Source organism: Saccharomonospora sp. NPDC046836, assembly GCF_040645195.1.
GTDB lineage: Bacteria > Actinomycetota > Actinomycetes > Mycobacteriales > Pseudonocardiaceae > Prauserella_A.
In genome coordinates, this window is sequence record NZ_JBEYXW010000013.1 from 35,407 (window position 1) to 51,570 (window position 16,164).

The following is a 16,164-nucleotide window of genomic DNA, read 5'->3' on the forward strand; positions in this document are numbered from 1 at the left end:
GGGCATACCAACCTGGGACGATAGCCGCATGAGTGAGCCCGACTACGACGCAGACCTGCCGGCCCACATCAACCGTGTCCTTGCCGGCTTTCTCCGCGACGCGAGCGAGACGATCGGGCGAACCGAACCGGTGTTCACCCCGGCGACGGACGCGTTGTGCGACTTCGTGCTCGGCGGCGGCAAGCGCCTGCGCCCCACCTTCGCCTGGTGGAGCTGGCGTGGCTTCGGCGGGGACCCGGCGGGCGACCAGGCGGCCGGGGTACTGCACGTGGTCGCGAGTCTGGAGCTCATCCAGGCGTGCGCGCTCATCCACGACGACCTGCTCGACTCGTCCGACTCCCGGCGCGGCTCACCGACCGTGCACGTGGCGTTCGCGGCGCGGCACCGCGAACAGGGCTGGCTCGGCTCTGCGGATTCGTTCGGGCTGGCCGCCGCCGTGCTGATCGGCGACCTCGCACTCGCCTGGGCGGACGACATGTTCGCCGCGGCACCGCTGCCACCAGCGGTGCTGCACGCAGGCAGGCCGGCCTGGCGGGCCATGCGCACCGAGGTGCTCGCCGGTCAGTACCTCGACGTGCACACGCAGGCCACCGGAGACTCCTCGGTCGAGGCGGCACTGCGGATCGACCGGCTCAAGACGGCCGCCTACACGGTGCAGCGGCCACTGCACCTCGGCGCCGCGCTCGCCGGCGCCGAGGCGGGAGTCGTCGAGCCGCTGCTGGAGTTCGGCGGCGATCTGGGAGTGGCGTTCCAGCTGCGCGACGACATGCTGGGCGTGTTCGGCGATCCGTCGGTCACCGGCAAACCGGCGGGCGACGATCTGCGTGAGGGCAAGCGGACACTGCTGCTCGCTCTCGGCCTGCAGTACGCGGCGCAGCAGGGGCGGGAGGCCGCGACGCGGGCGATCACCGCCGCGGTCGGCAACGCCGGGCTGACCGAGTCCGAGGTGGACACCGTGCGCGCCGCGCTGACCGAGGTGGGTGCGGTAGCCGAGGTGGAGCGCCGCATCGACGAGCTGACCGAGACCGCCCTGACGTCGCTGCGCGCGGCCGCCCTCGCCGAACCGGCCGCGACCAGGCTCACCGAGCTGGCGATCAAGGCGACCCAGCGCAAGTACTGAGGAACGGGCAATGCGCACGGTTTCGGGCGCCACCGACCGGATCGTCGTTGTCGGCGCCGGGCTCGCCGGACTGTCGGCCACCCTGCACCTGCTGGGGGCCGGCAGGCAGGTGACGTTGCTGGAGCAGGAGCCGCTTCCCGGCGGCCGTGCCGGCAGCCGGCACGCCGACGGCTACACGGTCGACACCGGCGCGAGCGTGCTCACCATGCCGGAACTGCTGGACGAGGCGTTCGCCGCGGTCGGGCAGCGAATGGCCGACCGGCTGACGCTACGGCCGCTGGATCCCGCGTACCGGGCCCATTTCGCCGATGGCAGCACGATCCACCTGTATACCGACCCCGCCGCCATGGAAACCGAGATCCGAGCGGTGGCGGGCCCCGCGGAGGCCGCCGGATACCGGCGGCTGCGGCGCTGGCTGACCGATCTGTACACCGTGCAGAAGGACCATTTCATCGGCGGCAACTTCGACTCGCCGCTGGACCTGCTGCGCCCCGAGCTGGCGAAACTGGCCGCGCTCGGCGGGTTCGGCAGGCTGGGCCCGCGCATCCGGCGATTCCTGCGCGACGAGCGGGTGCGCAGGTTGTTCTCGTTCCAGTCGCTCTACGCCGGTCTCGACCCCGGCAGGGCGATCGGGGCATACGGCGTCATCTCGTACATGGACACGGTCGGCGGTGTGTACTACCCGCTGGGCGGCATGGGCGGTATTACGGGGGCGATGGCCGGTGCCGCCGAGCAGGCAGGGGCGTCGGTGCGGCTCGGCACGCGGGCGGTCTGCCTGGAGCGGGCCGGGTCACGGGTGTGCGCGGTGCGCACCGCCCACGGTGAGCGCATCGAATGCGATGCCGTGGTACTGGCGACCGAGCTCACCACCGCCTACCGGCTGCTGGGCGGCCCGCCACGACGTGCCGTGCCGTTGCGCTTCTCGCCGTCGGCGGTCGTCCTGCACGGGCACAGCGCGCGCACCTGGCCGCAGCTGGCCCATCACACGATCTTCTTCGGCGGGCACTGGGAACGCACGTTCGCCGAGATCATCCGCGATGGCACGCTCATGACCGACCCTTCGCTGCTCGTCACCCGCCCGACGGCGAGCGATCCCGGCCTCGCTCCCGAGGGCAGGCAGGTCATCTCGGTGCTGGCGCCTGCGCCGAACCTGCACACGGGCACGATCGACTGGGCAAGGGTGGGCCCGGCCTACCGCGACGAGCTGCTCCGGACCCTCGCGCGGCGCGGCCTGAACGGCTTCGCCGAGGATCTCGAGGTGCGCGAGCTGGTTACTCCCCTGGAATGGGGCGAGCGGGGACTCGCGGCGGGTACGCCGTTCTCGCTGGCCCACACGTTCACCCAGACCGGGCCGTTCCGCCCTGCCAACCTGGTTCGCGGTGCGGACAACGTCGTGCTCGCCGGGTGCGGCACCACTCCCGGTGTCGGCATCCCGCCGGTGCTGATCTCGGGCCGCCTCGCCGCCGCACGGATCACCGGCCGATGACCCTGCACGACGCGTACGCCGAATGCCGCCGCATCACCGCCCGGCACGGGCAGACCTACTACCTCGCGACCCGGCTGCTCCCCGCGCACGCCCGCCCGGCCACCTACTCGCTGTACGGTTTCGCCCGCTCCGTCGACGACGCGGTGGACAACCCGCCGCCCGGCAGCGATCCCGCCGCGGTACTGGACGGCTGCGCCGCAATGCTGGACCGCGTGTACGGCGGCGCGGAGCCGTCCGCGCCCATGCTGGTGGCCTTCGCCCACACCGTGCGCCGCTATGGCCTCGAACGCTCGCTGTTCGACGCATTCCTCCAGTCGATGCGGATGGACCTGCACATCGGCGAGTACGCGACGCTCGACCAGCTTCGCGAGTACATCTACGGCTCCGCGTGCGTGATCGGGCTGCAGATGCTCCCGGTGCTGGGCACCGTGGTGCCGCGGGAGGAGGCCGCACCGTACGCCGCGGCGCTGGGCGAGGCCTTCCAGCTCACCAACTTCCTGCGAGACGTCGGGGAGGACCTGGCTCGCGGCCGGGTCTACCTGCCCGCGGCGGAACTGGCCGCGTTCGGCGTTGACCGCGAGCTGCTGGAGTGGTCGGCCCGCAACGGCGCCCCGGACCGGCGAATCCGCAGGGCGCTGGCTGCGCTGGTGGCGCACAACCGGGCGGTCTACCGCAAGGCCCAGCCCGGGATCCGGCTGCTGCGCGCGGAGTCCCGACCGTGCGTGAGCACCGCGTTCACCCTCTACGGCGGCATTCTCGACGAGATCGTCGCTGCCGAATACGACGTGCTGCGCCGCCGGGTTGCCGTGGGGCCGCGGCGCAGGATCACCGTGGCGGCAACGGCGATCCTTACTAGGCTGAAGGTATGACGACCCCAAACCGGCCTGTCCGGATCGGACTCCAGTTGCAGCCCCAGCACGCCGACTACGCGGCCATCCGGCGCGCGGCGGCCGAGGCCGAGGAACTCGGCGTCGACATCCTGTTCAACTGGGACCACTTCTACCCGCTCACCGGCGACCCCGACGGCCTGCACTTCGAGTGCTGGACGATGCTGGGCGCGTGGGCGGAGGCGACGTCCCGGGTCGAGATCGGCGCGCTGGTGACCTGCAACAGTTACCGCAACCCCGAGCTGCTCGCCGACATGGCCCGCACGGTCGACCACATCAGTGACGGCAGGCTGATTCTCGGCATCGGCTCCGGCTGGTTCGAAAAGGACTACACCGAGTACGGCTACGAATTCGGTACCGCGGGCGGCAGGCTCGATGCTCTTGCCGAGGCGCTGCCGCGCATCGAGAGCAGGCTGGCCAAGCTCAACCCGGCGCCCACCCGCAAGATTCCGGTGCTGATCGGTGGTGGCGGCGAGAAGAAGACGTTGCGGCTGGTAGCCAAGCACGCCGACATCTGGCACGGCTTCGGCGATGTCGAGGTGGCCGCGCGCAAGACCGCGATCCTGGACCAGCACTGCGCTGACGTCGGCCGCGACCCGGCGGAGATCGAGCGTTCCGTTGGCGCGCGCGGCGCCCCGGAGGACTCTGCGGCGAAGCTGCTCGACCTGGGCATCACCACGTTCACGATCGGTGTCGGCGGACCCGACTACGACCTGAGCGGGCTATCCAAGTGGCTGGCCTGGCGCGACGCCCAGAACGGCTGACAGCACACGCTGACAGCACGCGCAGAGGGCCACCTTTCTCCGCGCTGGACGCGGGGAAAGGTGGCCCTCATCGCATGGACCGGCTCAGAACGCCATGGCCTGTGCGCGCCGCTTGACCTCGGTGCCGTGGCTGGTGCGCAGGGCGTTGATGGGTGTGACACCGGGCAGTGACTCGTCCTCGGAGAACAGCCAGCGCAGCATCTCCGTTCGGCTGAACCCGGCGTCGGAAAGCACCGTGATCGTGCCGGCGAGCCCCTTGATCACCCCGTCCTTGCCGAGGAAATCGGCTGGGATGAGCAGATCTCCAGCTCTGCGGACGGCGATCAGCTGGCCGTCCCGCAACATTTGCCGCACTTTGTTCAGCGACAACCCGAGCAGGCCGGCCACCTCCGTTACCGGGAGTACGGCCACGTCTGCACCGAGTACGTCGTCAGCGATAGGGATCGCACTCACGCCTACTACCTTGCCACATTCACAGCAGCGCCGAGCAGGACCAATCTAATGGCGTAACCGGGACACGGTCGCCGGAGCCGGCACCGCCAACCGTAGGATCCAGCGCTGTGACACGCTCGGATGCCAGCCTCGTGGGCGCGCTGCTCGACCGGCGATACCGCGTCGGCAGGCTGCTCGCCAGAGGTGGCATGTCCTCGGTGTACCGCGGCGTCGACACCCGGCTGGACCGGCCGGTGGCCATCAAGATCATGGACTCGCGCTTCGCCGACGACCGCAGCTTCGTCGACCGGTTCGAGCGCGAGGCCCGATCCGCCGCCCGGCTGCACCACTCGCACATCGTCGCCGTGCACGACCAGGGCTTCGACACCTCGGGCGGGGCCGAGGACCGGCGCGCGTTCCTGGTGATGGAACTCGTCGACGGCGGGACACTGCGCGACCTGCTGGAGCAGAACGGCGCACTGGACATCCCGCTCGTCTTCACGATCGCCGAACACGTGCTCTCCGCGCTCGCCGCGGCACATGCCGCCGGGCTCGTGCACCGCGACATCAAGCCGGAGAACGTGCTCATCGGCCGTAGTGGTAACAGCGGCGGCGGCGTGGTGAAGGTCGGCGACTTCGGACTGGTCCGGGCCGTGGCCAGCGCTGGGACGACGAGCACGAGCGTCATCCTCGGCACCGTCGCCTACCTCTCCCCCGAACAGGTGACCAGCGGCTCGGCCAGCGAGCGCGGGGACATCTACTCCACGGGGATCCTGCTCTACGAGATGCTCACCGGGAACGTGCCCTACACCGCGGACACGGCCTTGTCGGTGGCCTACCGGCACGTCAACGACGACGTGCCCGCGCCAAGCCAGGCGCGGGCCGACATCCCGCCTGCGCTCGACGAGCTCGTGGTGCGCGCGACGCGCCGCGATCCGCAGGCCCGGCCCGCTGACGCCAGCGAGCTACTCGCCGAGCTCACGCGAGTCCGCACCGAACTGGGCATCCCGGTGGTGAACGTGCCGGTGCCCACCACGGAGCCGGAACCCGCTGACGACGTCCCGGACACCGAGCGCACAGTGCCCGCCATGCCCGCCGTCACCGGGCAGGCACCGCACGGTGGCCCGCGCGGCACGCAGGCGCTCCCCCGCGCGACGGCTGCCATCGACCCCGGGCCGCCCGCCGAGCCGGCCGTGGAGGCGCCCCGACGGCGCGGCCGCTGGGTGGTGTTGTGGGTGCTCGTCGGCCTGCTGCTCGCCGGAGGCATCGGCACGGGTGTGTGGTGGTTCACCGGTGGCCGCTGGGTGGAGGTGCCGCAGGTGAGCGGCATGGACCAGGCGCGCGCCGAACAGGTGCTGCGGCAGGCCGAGCTGACCCCGCAGTTCACCGAGGAGCGGCACAACACAGCGCCGAGCGGGACGGTCGTCCGCACCGAGCCGGGGCAGGGTTCGCGGGCGCTGCGCGGCGATGAGGTGACGGTGGTGCTGTCACTGGGCAAGCCGGTTGTACCGGACATTCCGCCAGGCGCCACTGTGGAGCAAGCCGAACAGGCGATCCGTGCCGTCCAGTTGGAGCCGCGCCGGGACCAGGCCGCTGACCAGTTCAGCGCGGAGGTGCCCGCGGGTGCGGTGGTGGCCGTGTCGCCGCAGCCGGGCAACACGGCCAACATCGGTGACGCCGTCACAATCGTCGTGTCGAAGGGGCCGCCGCCGACACCGGTGCCCGCCGTGGCAGGGATGACTCGCGACGAGACGTTCCAGGCGCTGACCGCCGCCGGGTTCCAGCCCTTCGACGCCGGCGAGGAGTTCTCGGCCGACGTGCCGGCAGGCCACGTCACCCGCACCGATCCGCAGGGCGGGGCGACAATCGAGACCGGCAACCGGGTGGGCGTGTACGTGTCCAACGCGGTGGAGGTGCCTTCGGTGCTCGGCAGCTCGGGCGAGACGGCAGCGCAGATCCTGGCCCAGGCCGGGCTCACGCCGAGCGACAACGGTGGCGGCCGGCCGTTCAGCTTCGTCGTCGGGCAGGACCCCGCGCCGGGCACCCGCGTGCCGCGCGGCACGACGATCGCGCTCACGATCCTGCCCTGATACGCCCTGCGGTCGACAGCACCGAAATGACACCGTAGATTCGGCATTCGCGCTGTGTGCAAGGGGAACGTGCGCGGGTGTGTCATTCCAGGGTTATCGGCGCGGTAACACCCTGACCACGCATGCGTCATTTATGGGTGATGCACTGAAACTGCCCACCGACAACATGATCAACTCCGGGGGGACCGCCGATGGCAGGGGACCGGCTGAGCGCACTCGACATCGCTTTTCTTTGCTTGGAAGGGGAATCCACACCGATGCACATGGGGGCGGTCGCCACTTTCCGCCCCCGACGGCAGGTCGACCCCGCCAAGCTCGTTGCGCTACTGGCCGAACGTGCTGCCGCGATACCCAAGCTGCGCCAGCGTGTTGTGCAGAGCTGGCCACTCATCGGTGGTGCGCAATGGGAAGACGATCCCGATTTCGATCCGGCGCGGCACATCGGAATCAGCCAGCTGTGTGATCTTTACGAACCGGATCCGCTCGCCGAGCTCGCGGCACAATGGATCGCCGAGCCGCTCGACCTGCACGCTCCATTGTGGAATGTTCAACTGGTTACCGGTTTACCCGGTGGCGAGTTCGCTTTGTTGGTGAAGTTCCATCACGCGCTCACGGACGGCACCGGCGCGGTCGGCGTCGCCTTCGGTCTACTGGATGACATCGAACTGCCGGTTCAACGTGCTCGCGTCTGCCGGCAGTCGGCGCCACGGTCACCGCTGGACATGCTGCGCGATGGCGCATCGACAGCCATCGGCCACGCCGCCGAGTCGGCTGGCATCGCCAGCGCCGTGCTGCGCGCCGCGCGCCCGTATCCGATCTCGCCGACAGTCACGGTCAACTCGGCGGCACGGCGGGTCGGCCTGGTGCGGGTGGACATCGCCGACGTACGGCAGATCCGCAAGGCACACGGGGGCACCACCAACGACGTCGTGCTGGCGATGCTCGCCGGCGCGTTGCGCGAGTGGATGATCAACCGTGGGCAGCGCGCCGATGCCCGCTCGTTGCGCGCGCTCATCCCGGTGAGCCTGCGGGGGCGCGAGGCCGAGCGTGCCGGCGGCAACGTCCTGTCCGGCTACCTGTGCGACCTGCCGGTGGAGCTGGACGATCCGGTGGAGCGGCTGCACGTGGTGCGGCGCATCATGGAACGCAACAAGAAGGCCGGGCCCGCGCGTGGCGCCGGCGCCATCCCGATTCTGGCCAATCGGCTGCCCCCTGGTGTGCACCGGCTGGCGACGAAGGTGGCAGGCCGGGCGGCGCCGCTGCTGTTCGACACGGTGGTCACCAACGTGCCGCTGCCAGGTCTCCCGATGACGCTGGGTGGCGCGCAGCTGCGCGAGGTGTACCCGTTCGTGCCGCTGCCCCCACACCAGTCGGTGGGCATCGCGGTGTCGACCTACCGCAACGCCCTGCACATCGGGCTACAGGCCAACGGTCACGCGGTGCCCGACGTGGGTTCGCTCGCCGATGCGGTCACCAAGTCGCTGGCGGCACTGCACCGCTGCAGTTGAAGCACCGGTCAGGCCCGCAGCATCTCGGCGACCAGGAACGCCAGCTCCAGCGACTGCTGGGTGTTCAAGCGCGGGTCGCACGCCGTCTCGTACCGTCCGGTGAGGTCCAGATCGGAGATCTCCTGCGCGCCACCGAGGCATTCGGTGACATCCTCACCGGTCAGCTCGACGTGGATGCCGCCGGGGTAGGTCCCGAGCCGGTGGTGGACCTCGAAGAAGCCCTGGACCTCATCGACGATGCGGTCGAAATGCCGGGTCTTGTACCCGTTGGACGACTCGTGGGTGTTGCCGTGCATCGGGTCGCACTGCCAGATGACCCGGTGCCCCGAGTTCTCGACCTTCTCCACGATCGCAGGCAACACCTCGCGGACCTTGCCGTTGCCCATCCGGGAGATCAGCGTGAGGCGACCCGGCTCGTTGCGCGGATCCAGCCGCTCCACGTACTCGACCGCCTGTTCCGGCGTCGTGGTGGGGCCGATCTTCACGCCGATCGGGTTGGCCAGCAGCTCGGCGAAGGCGATGTGAGCGCCATCGAGCTGCCGCGTCCGCTCGCCGATCCACAGGAAGTGCGACGACAGGTTGTACAGCTTCGCGTCCGGATCGCCCGGCTTGTCCAGCCGCAGCATGGCCCGCTCGTAGTCGAGCAGCAGCGCCTCGTGGCTGGCGAAGATCTCCGTGGTGTGCAACGAGGTGTCGCTCACGCCGCATGCCGACATGAAACGCAGGCCGCGGTCGATCTCGGAGGCCAGTGCCTCGTAACGCTCCCCCGCGGGCGAGGTCCGCACGAAGTCCTTGTTCCAGTCGTGTACCTGCGCCAGGTCGGCCATCCCGGCCCCGGTCAGCGCGCGGATCAGGTTCATCGCCGCACCGGAGTTGGCGTACGCGCGGATCATCCGGCCCGGGTCCGGCACCCGCAGCTCAGGCTTGGGGACCAGCGAGTTCACGATGTCGCCGCGGTACACCGGCAGGCCGAGCGCATCGGTCGAGTTCGACCGCGGCTTGGCGTACTGGCCCGCAATGCGGCCCACCTTGACCACCGGCAGGCTCGCACCGTAGGTCAGCACAACTGCCATCTGCAGCAGCGTGCGCAGGTTCGCCCTGATGTGCGGCTCGGTGTTGGACTCGAACGTCTCCGCGCAGTCCCCACCCTGGAGCAGGAACGCCTCCCCACGGGCGACCATCGCCAGCCGCTGGCGCAGCCGGTCGATCTCGGGGGGCACGGTGATCGGCGGAACGCTCTCCAGCACCGCCCTGACCCGGCCGACGGTGTCGGCGTCGGGCCACTCGGGCTGCTGCGCGGCCGGGCGCGCCAGCGCACTGTCGAGCTGGGCGCGTAGCTCGGCCGGCAGGGGCGGCAGCGAAGGCAGAGTGTCGATGGGGACGTCGACTGTCCAGTTCACCACACCAGGATACGGAGCCATCGCCGCCGCGCCCTCGCCTACCCGAGGTCCATTGGCCTACACCGGGGTCAGCGGCAGGGCCGTGGGGTGGACCGGGGCGGGCAGGTCGGAAGCGCCGGTGAGGTAGGTGTCCACCGCGTTCGCCACCGAGCGCCCCTCGGCGATCGCCCACACGACCAGTGACGCACCACGATGCGCGTCACCGCAGACGAAAACGCCCGGCGCGTCGGTCTGCCAGTCCGCGCCGCACGACAGCGTGCCGCGCCTTGTCAGTTTCAGCCCGAGCTCGTCCAGCAGCCGCATGTGCTCGACGCCGTCGAAACCGATCGCGAGCAGCACGAGGTCCGCGGGAAGCTCCTCGACCTCGTCGCTGGTCGGCACGACCTCACGGCGGCCGGTCTCCGGGTCCTTCTCGACCCGCACCTTGTGCAGCTCGATGGCGCGCACGCGGCCCTCGTCGTCGCCGACGAACCGCTTGACCGCGACCGCGAAGATCCGCTCCCCCGTCTCCTCGTGCACCGGGTAGGTGCGCAGGATGTACGGCCACGTGGGCCACGGAGACCGGTCGTCGTCGCGCGTGGTCGGCGCCTGCGGGTACTGGTCGAGCTGCGTCACCGACAGCGCGCCCTGCCGGATGGCGGTGCCGTAGCTGTCGGCGCCGGTGTCACCGCCGCCGATGACGATGACGTGCTTGCCGGCCGCGTCGATCTCCGGCGGCCCGTCGCCCTCACACTGCCGGTTGGCGGCCACGAGGTGCTCCATCGCCAGGTGGATGCCCGCGAGCTCGCGGCCCGGCGTGGTGCGGTCGTCCCGGCCACGCAGCGCGCCGACGGCGAGCACCACCGCGTCGTAGCGCTCCCGTAGCTCCTCGACGGTGATGTCGACACCGACCTCACAGCCCGTGACGAACGTGGTGCCTTCCTTCCGCAGCTGGGCGAGCCTGCGGTCGAGCACCTTCTTCTCCATCTTGAACTCGGGAATGCCGTAGCGGAGCAGGCCACCGAGCCGGTCGTCCCGCTCGAACACGGTCACCTCGTGTCCCGCCCGCGTCAGCTGCTGCGCCGCCGCAAGCCCTGCGGGGCCGGAGCCGACGACGGCGACCCGGTGCCCTGTCGACACGGTCGCCTGCTTCGGCTGCACATAGCCGGACTCCCAGGCCTGCGCGGAGATGGTCTCCTCGACCCGCTTGATCGTCACCGGACCGCCGGACGCCGGCAGGATCGACAGCACGCACGCCGCCTCACACGGGGCGGGACACAACTTCCCGGTGAACTCCGGGAAGTTGTTGGTCGCGTGCAACCGTTCGCTGGCCTCCGCCCAGTCACCACGGCGTACCAGGTCGTTCCACTCGGGGATCAGGTTGCCGAGCGGACAACCCGCGCTGCCCGAATGGCAGAACGGGATGCCGCAGTCCATGCAGCGTGTCGCCTGCGTGCGGACCGCCGCATTGCGCGCCTCCTGGCCGAGGTCGGCGTAGACCTCCTGCCAGTCCTGCACGCGTTCGGACTTGAGTCGCTTCGGCGGTTCGGCACGCTCGTACTTCATGAACCCGGTCGGGTCAGCCACGAGCTGCCTCCATGATCGCCTCGTCAACGTCGCGCCCCGCCGCGCGCGCGGCCTTCGTCGCCTCCAGAACCCGCTTGTAGTCGCGCGGCATGACCTTCGTGAACGACGGCGAGCGGCGCCGCCAGTCGCCGAGCAGCGACGCGGCGACCGCGGAGCGGGTCAGCTCGTAGTGCCGCGTCACGATCCGCTTGAGCCAGGTGAGGTCGTCGGCCTCCGGCCGCAGCAGATCCACCATGCCCAGGTTCACGTGGCCCTCGTCGAGGTCGAGCACGAACGCCAGGCCACCGGACATACCAGCCGCCAGGTTGCGCCCCGTACTGCCGAGCACGACAGCGCGCCCACCCGTCATGTACTCGAACGCGTGATCGCCCACGCTTTCGGCGACGATGAGCGCACCCGAGTTGCGCACACCGAACCGCTCCCCCACCTGCCCGCGCAGGAACAGCTCCCCGCTCGTGGCGCCGTAGGCGATGGTGTTGCCGGCGATGACCTGGCCCTCCGCCGCGAACGGGGCCTCCGGGTGCGGGCGGACGATGATGCGCCCGCCGGACAGGCCCTTGCCGACGTAGTCGTTGGCGTCGCCCACCATGTCGAGCGTGATGCCCGGCGGCAGGAACGCACCGAGCGACTGCCCCGCCGAACCGGTCAGCATGATGTGGATCGTGTCGTCCGGCAGGCCCGCACTGCCGTAGCGGCGGGTGATCTCCGAACCGAGCAGCGTGCCGACGGTGCGGTTGACGTTGCGCACCGGAATCTCCAGCCGCATCGGGTGCGCATCCTCCAGCGCCGCCTCCGCCAGCTGGATCAGCGTGCGGTCCAGCGCGTGCTCGAGACCGTGGTCCTGCTCGCGCACCTTGCGCCGCGCCCCGCCGTACGTCGGTCCTTCGGTGGGCATCTGGAAGATCGGCGCCAGATCGAGCGACCGCGCCTTCCAGTGCGCCACGGCCTCGTCGACGTCGAGTGCATCGACACGCCCGATCGCCTCGTCCAGAGTCCGGAAGCCCAGCTGCGCCAACAGCTCCCGCACCTCCTGCGCGACGAACCGGAAGTAGTTCACCACGTGCTCGGCCTGTCCGGTGTAGCGCTTGCGCAGCTCCGGGTTCTGCGTGGCCACACCCACCGGGCAGGTGTCGAGGTGACAGACCCGCATCATCACGCACCCGGCGACGATGAGCGGCGCGGTGGCGAACCCGTACTCCTCCGCGCCGAGCAGCGCGGCGACCACCACGTCCCGTCCCGTCTTCATCGCGCCGTCCACCTGCACGGTGATCCGGTCACGCAAACCGTTGAGCAGCAACGTCTGCTGGGTCTCGGCCAGGCCGATCTCCCACGGCGTGCCCGCATGCTTGAGCGAGTTCATCGGCGACGCGCCGGTCCCACCGTCGTGCCCGGAGATCAGCACCACGTCCGCGTGGGCCTTGGAGACACCGGCGGCGACGGTGCCGACGCCGAGCGAGCTCACCAGCTTGACGTGGACGCGCGCGCGCTCGTTGGCGTTCTTGAGGTCGTGGATCAGCTGCGCCAGATCCTCGATGGAGTAGATGTCGTGGTGCGGCGGTGGCGAGATCAGGCCCACGCCGGGCGTGGAGTGCCGGGTGCGCGCGATCCACGGGTACACCTTGTTCGGCGGGAGCTGTCCACCCTCACCGGGCTTGGCGCCCTGTGCCATCTTGATCTGGATGTCGTCGGCGTTGACGAGGTACTCGCTGGTCACCCCGAACCGTCCACTTGCGACCTGCTTGATCGCGCTGCGCCGCTGCGGGTCGTAGAGGCGCTCCGGATCCTCACCGCCCTCACCGGTGTTGGACCGCCCACCGATGCGGTTCATCGCGATGGCCAGCGTCTCGTGTGCCTCGGCGGAGATCGAGCCGTAGGACATCGCGCCCGTGTTGAACCTCTTGCAGATCGACTCGATGGACTCGACCTCGTCGATCGGCACCGGGGTGCGCGCCTGTGTGCGGAACGTGAACAGCCCGCGCAGCGCCCCGCCCTCCCGGTTGAGCCGGTTGACCTCCTCGGCGTAGGCCCGGTAGGCCTCGTCGCGCCGCGTCTTGCTCGCGTGCTGCAACAGGAAGACGGTCTCCGGGGTGAACAGGTGCAGCTCACCATCGCGGCGGTAGGCGTACTCGCCGCCGGTCTCCAGCCCGCGGTGCGCTCGCTCCGCCGGATTGTCCGGATACGCGTTCCGGTGCCGCGCCGCGACCTCCTCGGCCAGCACGTCGAGACCGACACCGCCGAGCTTGGACACGGTGCCCGTGAAGTACTCGTCGAGCACCTCCTGTGACAGCCCGAGGGACTCGAAGACCTGCGCGGCCGTGTAGGCGCCGACGGTCGAGATGCCCATTTTGGACATGATCTTCAGGACGCCCTTGACGAGTGCGCCGACGTAGTTGCTGACGGCCTTCGCCGGGTCGAGACCGGTGATCGCGCCCTGCGTGATCATGTCCTCGATCGTCTCGAACGCGAGGTACGGGTTCACCGCGGCGGCGCCGTAGCCGAGCAGCAGCGCGATGTGGTGCACCTCGCGGGCGTCACCGGTCTCGACGACCAGCGCGACACGCAGCCGTTCCTTGGTGCGCACCAGATGGTGGTGCACCGCGGACACCAGCAGCAGTGACGGGATCGGCGCCATGCGGTGGTCGGAGTCGCGGTCGGAGAGCACGAGTGTGCGCGCTCCGGCGGCGATCGCCTCCGAGGCCTCCCGGCGCACGCGCTCGATCGCATCGGCCAGCGCAGGCCCGCCACCGTCCACTTCGTACAGACCGGAGAGCACGGCGCAGGCGAAGCCCGGCAGGTCGCCGTCGTCGTTGAGGTGGATGAGCTTGGCCAGCTCGTCGTTGTCGATGACGGGGTACGGCAGCTGGATGTGCCGGCACGACGCGGGTCCCGGCTCGAGCAGGTTCTGCTCGGGGCCCATGATCCGGCTCATCGAGGTGACGAGCTCCTCGCGGATCGCGTCGAGCGGCGGGTTCGTCACCTGCGCGAAGCCCTGCTTGAAATATTCGTACAGCAGGCGGGAACGCTTGGACAGCACCGAAGGTGGGGTGTCGGTGCCCATCGAGCCGACCGGCTCCGCACCCTTGGCGGCCATCGGGCCGAGCAGGATCTTCAGCTCCTCCTCGGTGTAGCCGAACGAGATCTGGCGGCGCAGCACGGAAGCGTGCGTCTGCGTGATGTGGTCGCGGTCGGGCAGCCCGTCCAGCGTGAGCAGGCCGGCATGCAGCCACTCCGCGTACGGCGCCTCGGCGGCGAGCCCGCTCTTGATCTCATCGTCGTTGACAATGCGGCCTGCCTTGGTGTCCACCAGGAACATGCGGCCCGGCTTGAGCCTGCCCTTCGCGATGACCTGGCTCGGAGGCACGTCCAGCACGCCTGCTTCGCTCGCGAGAACGACCCGCTCGTCAGCGGTCTGCCACCAGCGCGCGGGGCGCAGACCGTTGCGGTCCAGCACGGCGCCCACGAGGACACCGTCGGTGAACGTCACGCATGCCGGGCCGTCCCAAGGCTCCATCAGGCTCGCGTGGAACTGGTAGAACGCGCGGCGCTGCTCATCCATGGTGGCGTGGTTCTCCCACGCCTCGGGGATCATCATCAGCACCGCGTGCGGCAGGCTGCGGCCGCCGAGATGCAGTAGCTCGAGCACCTCGTCGAAGGAGGCCGAGTCGGACGCCTCCGGCGAGCAGACCGGGTAGAGCCGGGTGAGGTCGCCGGGGAGCAGGTCCGTCGCCAGCAACGCCTCCCTGGCCCGCATGCGGTTGCGGTTGCCGCGAATGGTGTTGATCTCGCCGTTGTGCGCGACGAACCGGAACGGGTGCGCGAGCGGCCACGAGGGGAAGGTGTTCGTGGAGAACCGGCTGTGCACGAGCGCGATCGCGCTGAGCAGGCGCTCGTCACGCAGGTCGGGGAAGAAGACGGGCAGCTGCTCGGGCGTCAGCATGCCCTTGTACACCATGGTGCGCGAGGACAGCGAAGGAAAGTACACGCCGCAGCCGGCCGCGGGGCTCTCGTTCTCGGCACGCTTGCGCAGGCAGAAGGCCATCCGGTCCAGCTCGATGCCGCTGGGCAGCTCGCCGTCGGCATCGGGTGTTCCGGTGACGAACAGCATCGCGAAGTGGGGCATGACCGACCGGGCGGCGGGCCCGACGGTGGCCGCATCGGCGTCGGTCGGCACATCCCGCCAGCCGAGCACGGTGAGGTTCTCCTCGCCGGCGATCCGTTCGATGAGCGCGACCGCTTTGCGCCGCTGCTCGGTGTCGACGGGCAGGAACGCGATACCAGCCGCGTAATGGTGCTGCCCGAAGGCGTCCGGTTTCGGCAGCAGGAACCCGGCTTCCGCTCGCAAGAGCTCGTCAGGCAGCTGAACCAGGATGCCGGCGCCGTCACCACTGGTGGGCTCGGCACCGGCGGCCCCCCGATGGTTCAGATTCGTCAACGCGGCCAGACCGTCGGTGACGATGCTGTGCGAGCGGACTCCACGGACGTGGGCGACCATGGCCACACCGCAGGAATCCTGTTCCGTAGCAGGGTCGTAAAGACCCTGCTGAGCCGGAATCGCGGAGAAGATCAAGGGGACCTCCTGCGTCGTCTTCGTGCTCGGTAAGTACTGGGCACGGGACGACAATGGCCCGCTTATTTGCGGAACCTTAACATCTAGGAAACGTGTGAGCACTGTTGTGCGGCACTCATTTCTGCCCAGAACTGTAACAATCTGGCAGCCCCGAACGACTGTGTTCCTGATGGGCTCGAGCGCGGTAGCCCAGCAAACCGAGTGTACCCGAGACACAGGTTCGGCAAGCCTGTGAGATTGGCCTGGTAGCGTCACTCCGACGCGAGCGGCAGCGAAGTCCGGTGTGAATCCGGCGCTGTGCCGCAACTGTGATGGCCGTTCCGTGACGGGGTGATCGCGAACCG

Annotated in this window: 10 protein-coding genes; 6 read left to right on the forward strand and 4 right to left on the reverse strand. The window is 69.8% G+C overall.

Annotated features, from left to right (window positions below; translation table 11 throughout):
- The first annotated feature begins 28 nt into the window (after positions 1-28).
- Genes ABZ863_RS16675 through ABZ863_RS16690 form a run of 4 tightly spaced genes read left to right on the forward strand, consistent with a single transcriptional unit; the run spans position 29 to position 4,257 of the window.
- A complete protein-coding gene (locus tag ABZ863_RS16675; RefSeq protein ID WP_358536104.1) occupies positions 29-1,120 on the forward strand; it encodes a polyprenyl synthetase family protein in 1,092 nt (363 codons plus the stop codon).
- Between the two features lie 10 nt (positions 1,121-1,130).
- Positions 1,131-2,606 carry a phytoene desaturase family protein gene (crtI, locus tag ABZ863_RS16680; RefSeq protein ID WP_358536106.1) on the forward strand — a complete coding sequence of 492 codons (1,476 nt, stop codon included), beginning with the start codon at positions 1,131-1,133 and terminating at the stop codon, positions 2,604-2,606.
- Positions 2,603-3,475, forward strand: coding sequence for a phytoene/squalene synthase family protein (locus ABZ863_RS16685; protein WP_358536108.1), 873 nt, complete (start codon positions 2,603-2,605; stop codon positions 3,473-3,475). The genes crtI and ABZ863_RS16685 overlap by 4 nt, the downstream gene beginning before the upstream one ends.
- A complete protein-coding gene (locus tag ABZ863_RS16690) occupies positions 3,472-4,257 on the forward strand; it encodes an LLM class F420-dependent oxidoreductase (protein WP_358536110.1) in 786 nt (261 codons plus the stop codon). The genes ABZ863_RS16685 and ABZ863_RS16690 overlap by 4 nt, the downstream gene beginning before the upstream one ends.
- Positions 4,258-4,341: 84 nt before the next feature.
- Here the strand turns inward: ABZ863_RS16690 and ABZ863_RS16695 are convergent, their stop codons facing one another.
- Positions 4,342-4,710 (reverse strand): Rv2175c family DNA-binding protein, encoded by a 369-nt coding sequence (locus ABZ863_RS16695; RefSeq protein WP_358536112.1) that lies wholly within the window; start codon positions 4,708-4,710, stop codon positions 4,342-4,344.
- Positions 4,711-4,817: 107 nt separating this feature from the next.
- On the opposite strand from ABZ863_RS16695, the gene ABZ863_RS16700 reads away from it, so the two are divergent.
- Positions 4,818-6,779 (forward strand): PASTA domain-containing protein, encoded by a 1,962-nt coding sequence (locus tag ABZ863_RS16700; RefSeq protein ID WP_358536114.1) that lies wholly within the window; start codon positions 4,818-4,820, stop codon positions 6,777-6,779.
- 191 nt (positions 6,780-6,970) lie between these two features.
- On the forward strand, positions 6,971-8,287 hold the full coding sequence (locus ABZ863_RS16705) for a wax ester/triacylglycerol synthase family O-acyltransferase (protein WP_358536116.1): 1,317 nt from the start codon (positions 6,971-6,973) through the stop codon (positions 8,285-8,287).
- 8 nt (positions 8,288-8,295) lie between these two features.
- Here the strand turns inward: ABZ863_RS16705 and ABZ863_RS16710 are convergent, their stop codons facing one another.
- From ABZ863_RS16710 to gltB, 3 genes are read right to left on the reverse strand one after another with little or no spacing between them, the layout of a single operon-like run.
- A complete protein-coding gene (locus tag ABZ863_RS16710) occupies positions 8,296-9,708 on the reverse strand; it encodes a class II 3-deoxy-7-phosphoheptulonate synthase (RefSeq protein ID WP_358536118.1) in 1,413 nt (470 codons plus the stop codon).
- Positions 9,709-9,744: 36 nt separating this feature from the next.
- The gene (locus ABZ863_RS16715) at positions 9,745-11,253 is read right to left on the reverse strand and encodes a glutamate synthase subunit beta (protein ID WP_358536120.1); all 1,509 of its coding nucleotides are present in this window, start codon (positions 11,251-11,253) and stop codon (positions 9,745-9,747) included.
- On the reverse strand, positions 11,246-15,820 hold the full coding sequence (gene gltB / locus ABZ863_RS16720; protein ID WP_358536122.1) for a glutamate synthase large subunit: 4,575 nt from the start codon (positions 15,818-15,820) through the stop codon (positions 11,246-11,248). The genes ABZ863_RS16715 and gltB overlap by 8 nt, the downstream gene beginning before the upstream one ends.
- Positions 15,821-16,164: the final 344 nt, after the last annotated feature.

Excerpts from the sequence above, each read along its gene's own strand:
- ABZ863_RS16690 (WP_358536110.1), top strand. The coding sequence starts at position 3,472 with ATGACGACCCCAAACCGGCCTGTCCGGATCGGACTCCAGTTGCAGCCC.
- crtI (WP_358536106.1), top strand. The coding sequence starts at position 1,131 with ATGCGCACGGTTTCGGGCGCCACCGACCGGATCGTCGTTGTCGGCGCC.
- ABZ863_RS16675 (WP_358536104.1), top strand. The coding sequence starts at position 29 with ATGAGTGAGCCCGACTACGACGCAGACCTGCCGGCCCACATCAACCGT.
- ABZ863_RS16705 (WP_358536116.1), top strand. The coding sequence starts at position 6,971 with ATGGCAGGGGACCGGCTGAGCGCACTCGACATCGCTTTTCTTTGCTTG.
- ABZ863_RS16685 (WP_358536108.1), top strand. The coding sequence starts at position 2,603 with ATGACCCTGCACGACGCGTACGCCGAATGCCGCCGCATCACCGCCCGG.
- ABZ863_RS16710 (WP_358536118.1), bottom strand. The coding sequence starts at position 9,708 with ATGGCTCCGTATCCTGGTGTGGTGAACTGGACAGTCGACGTCCCCATC.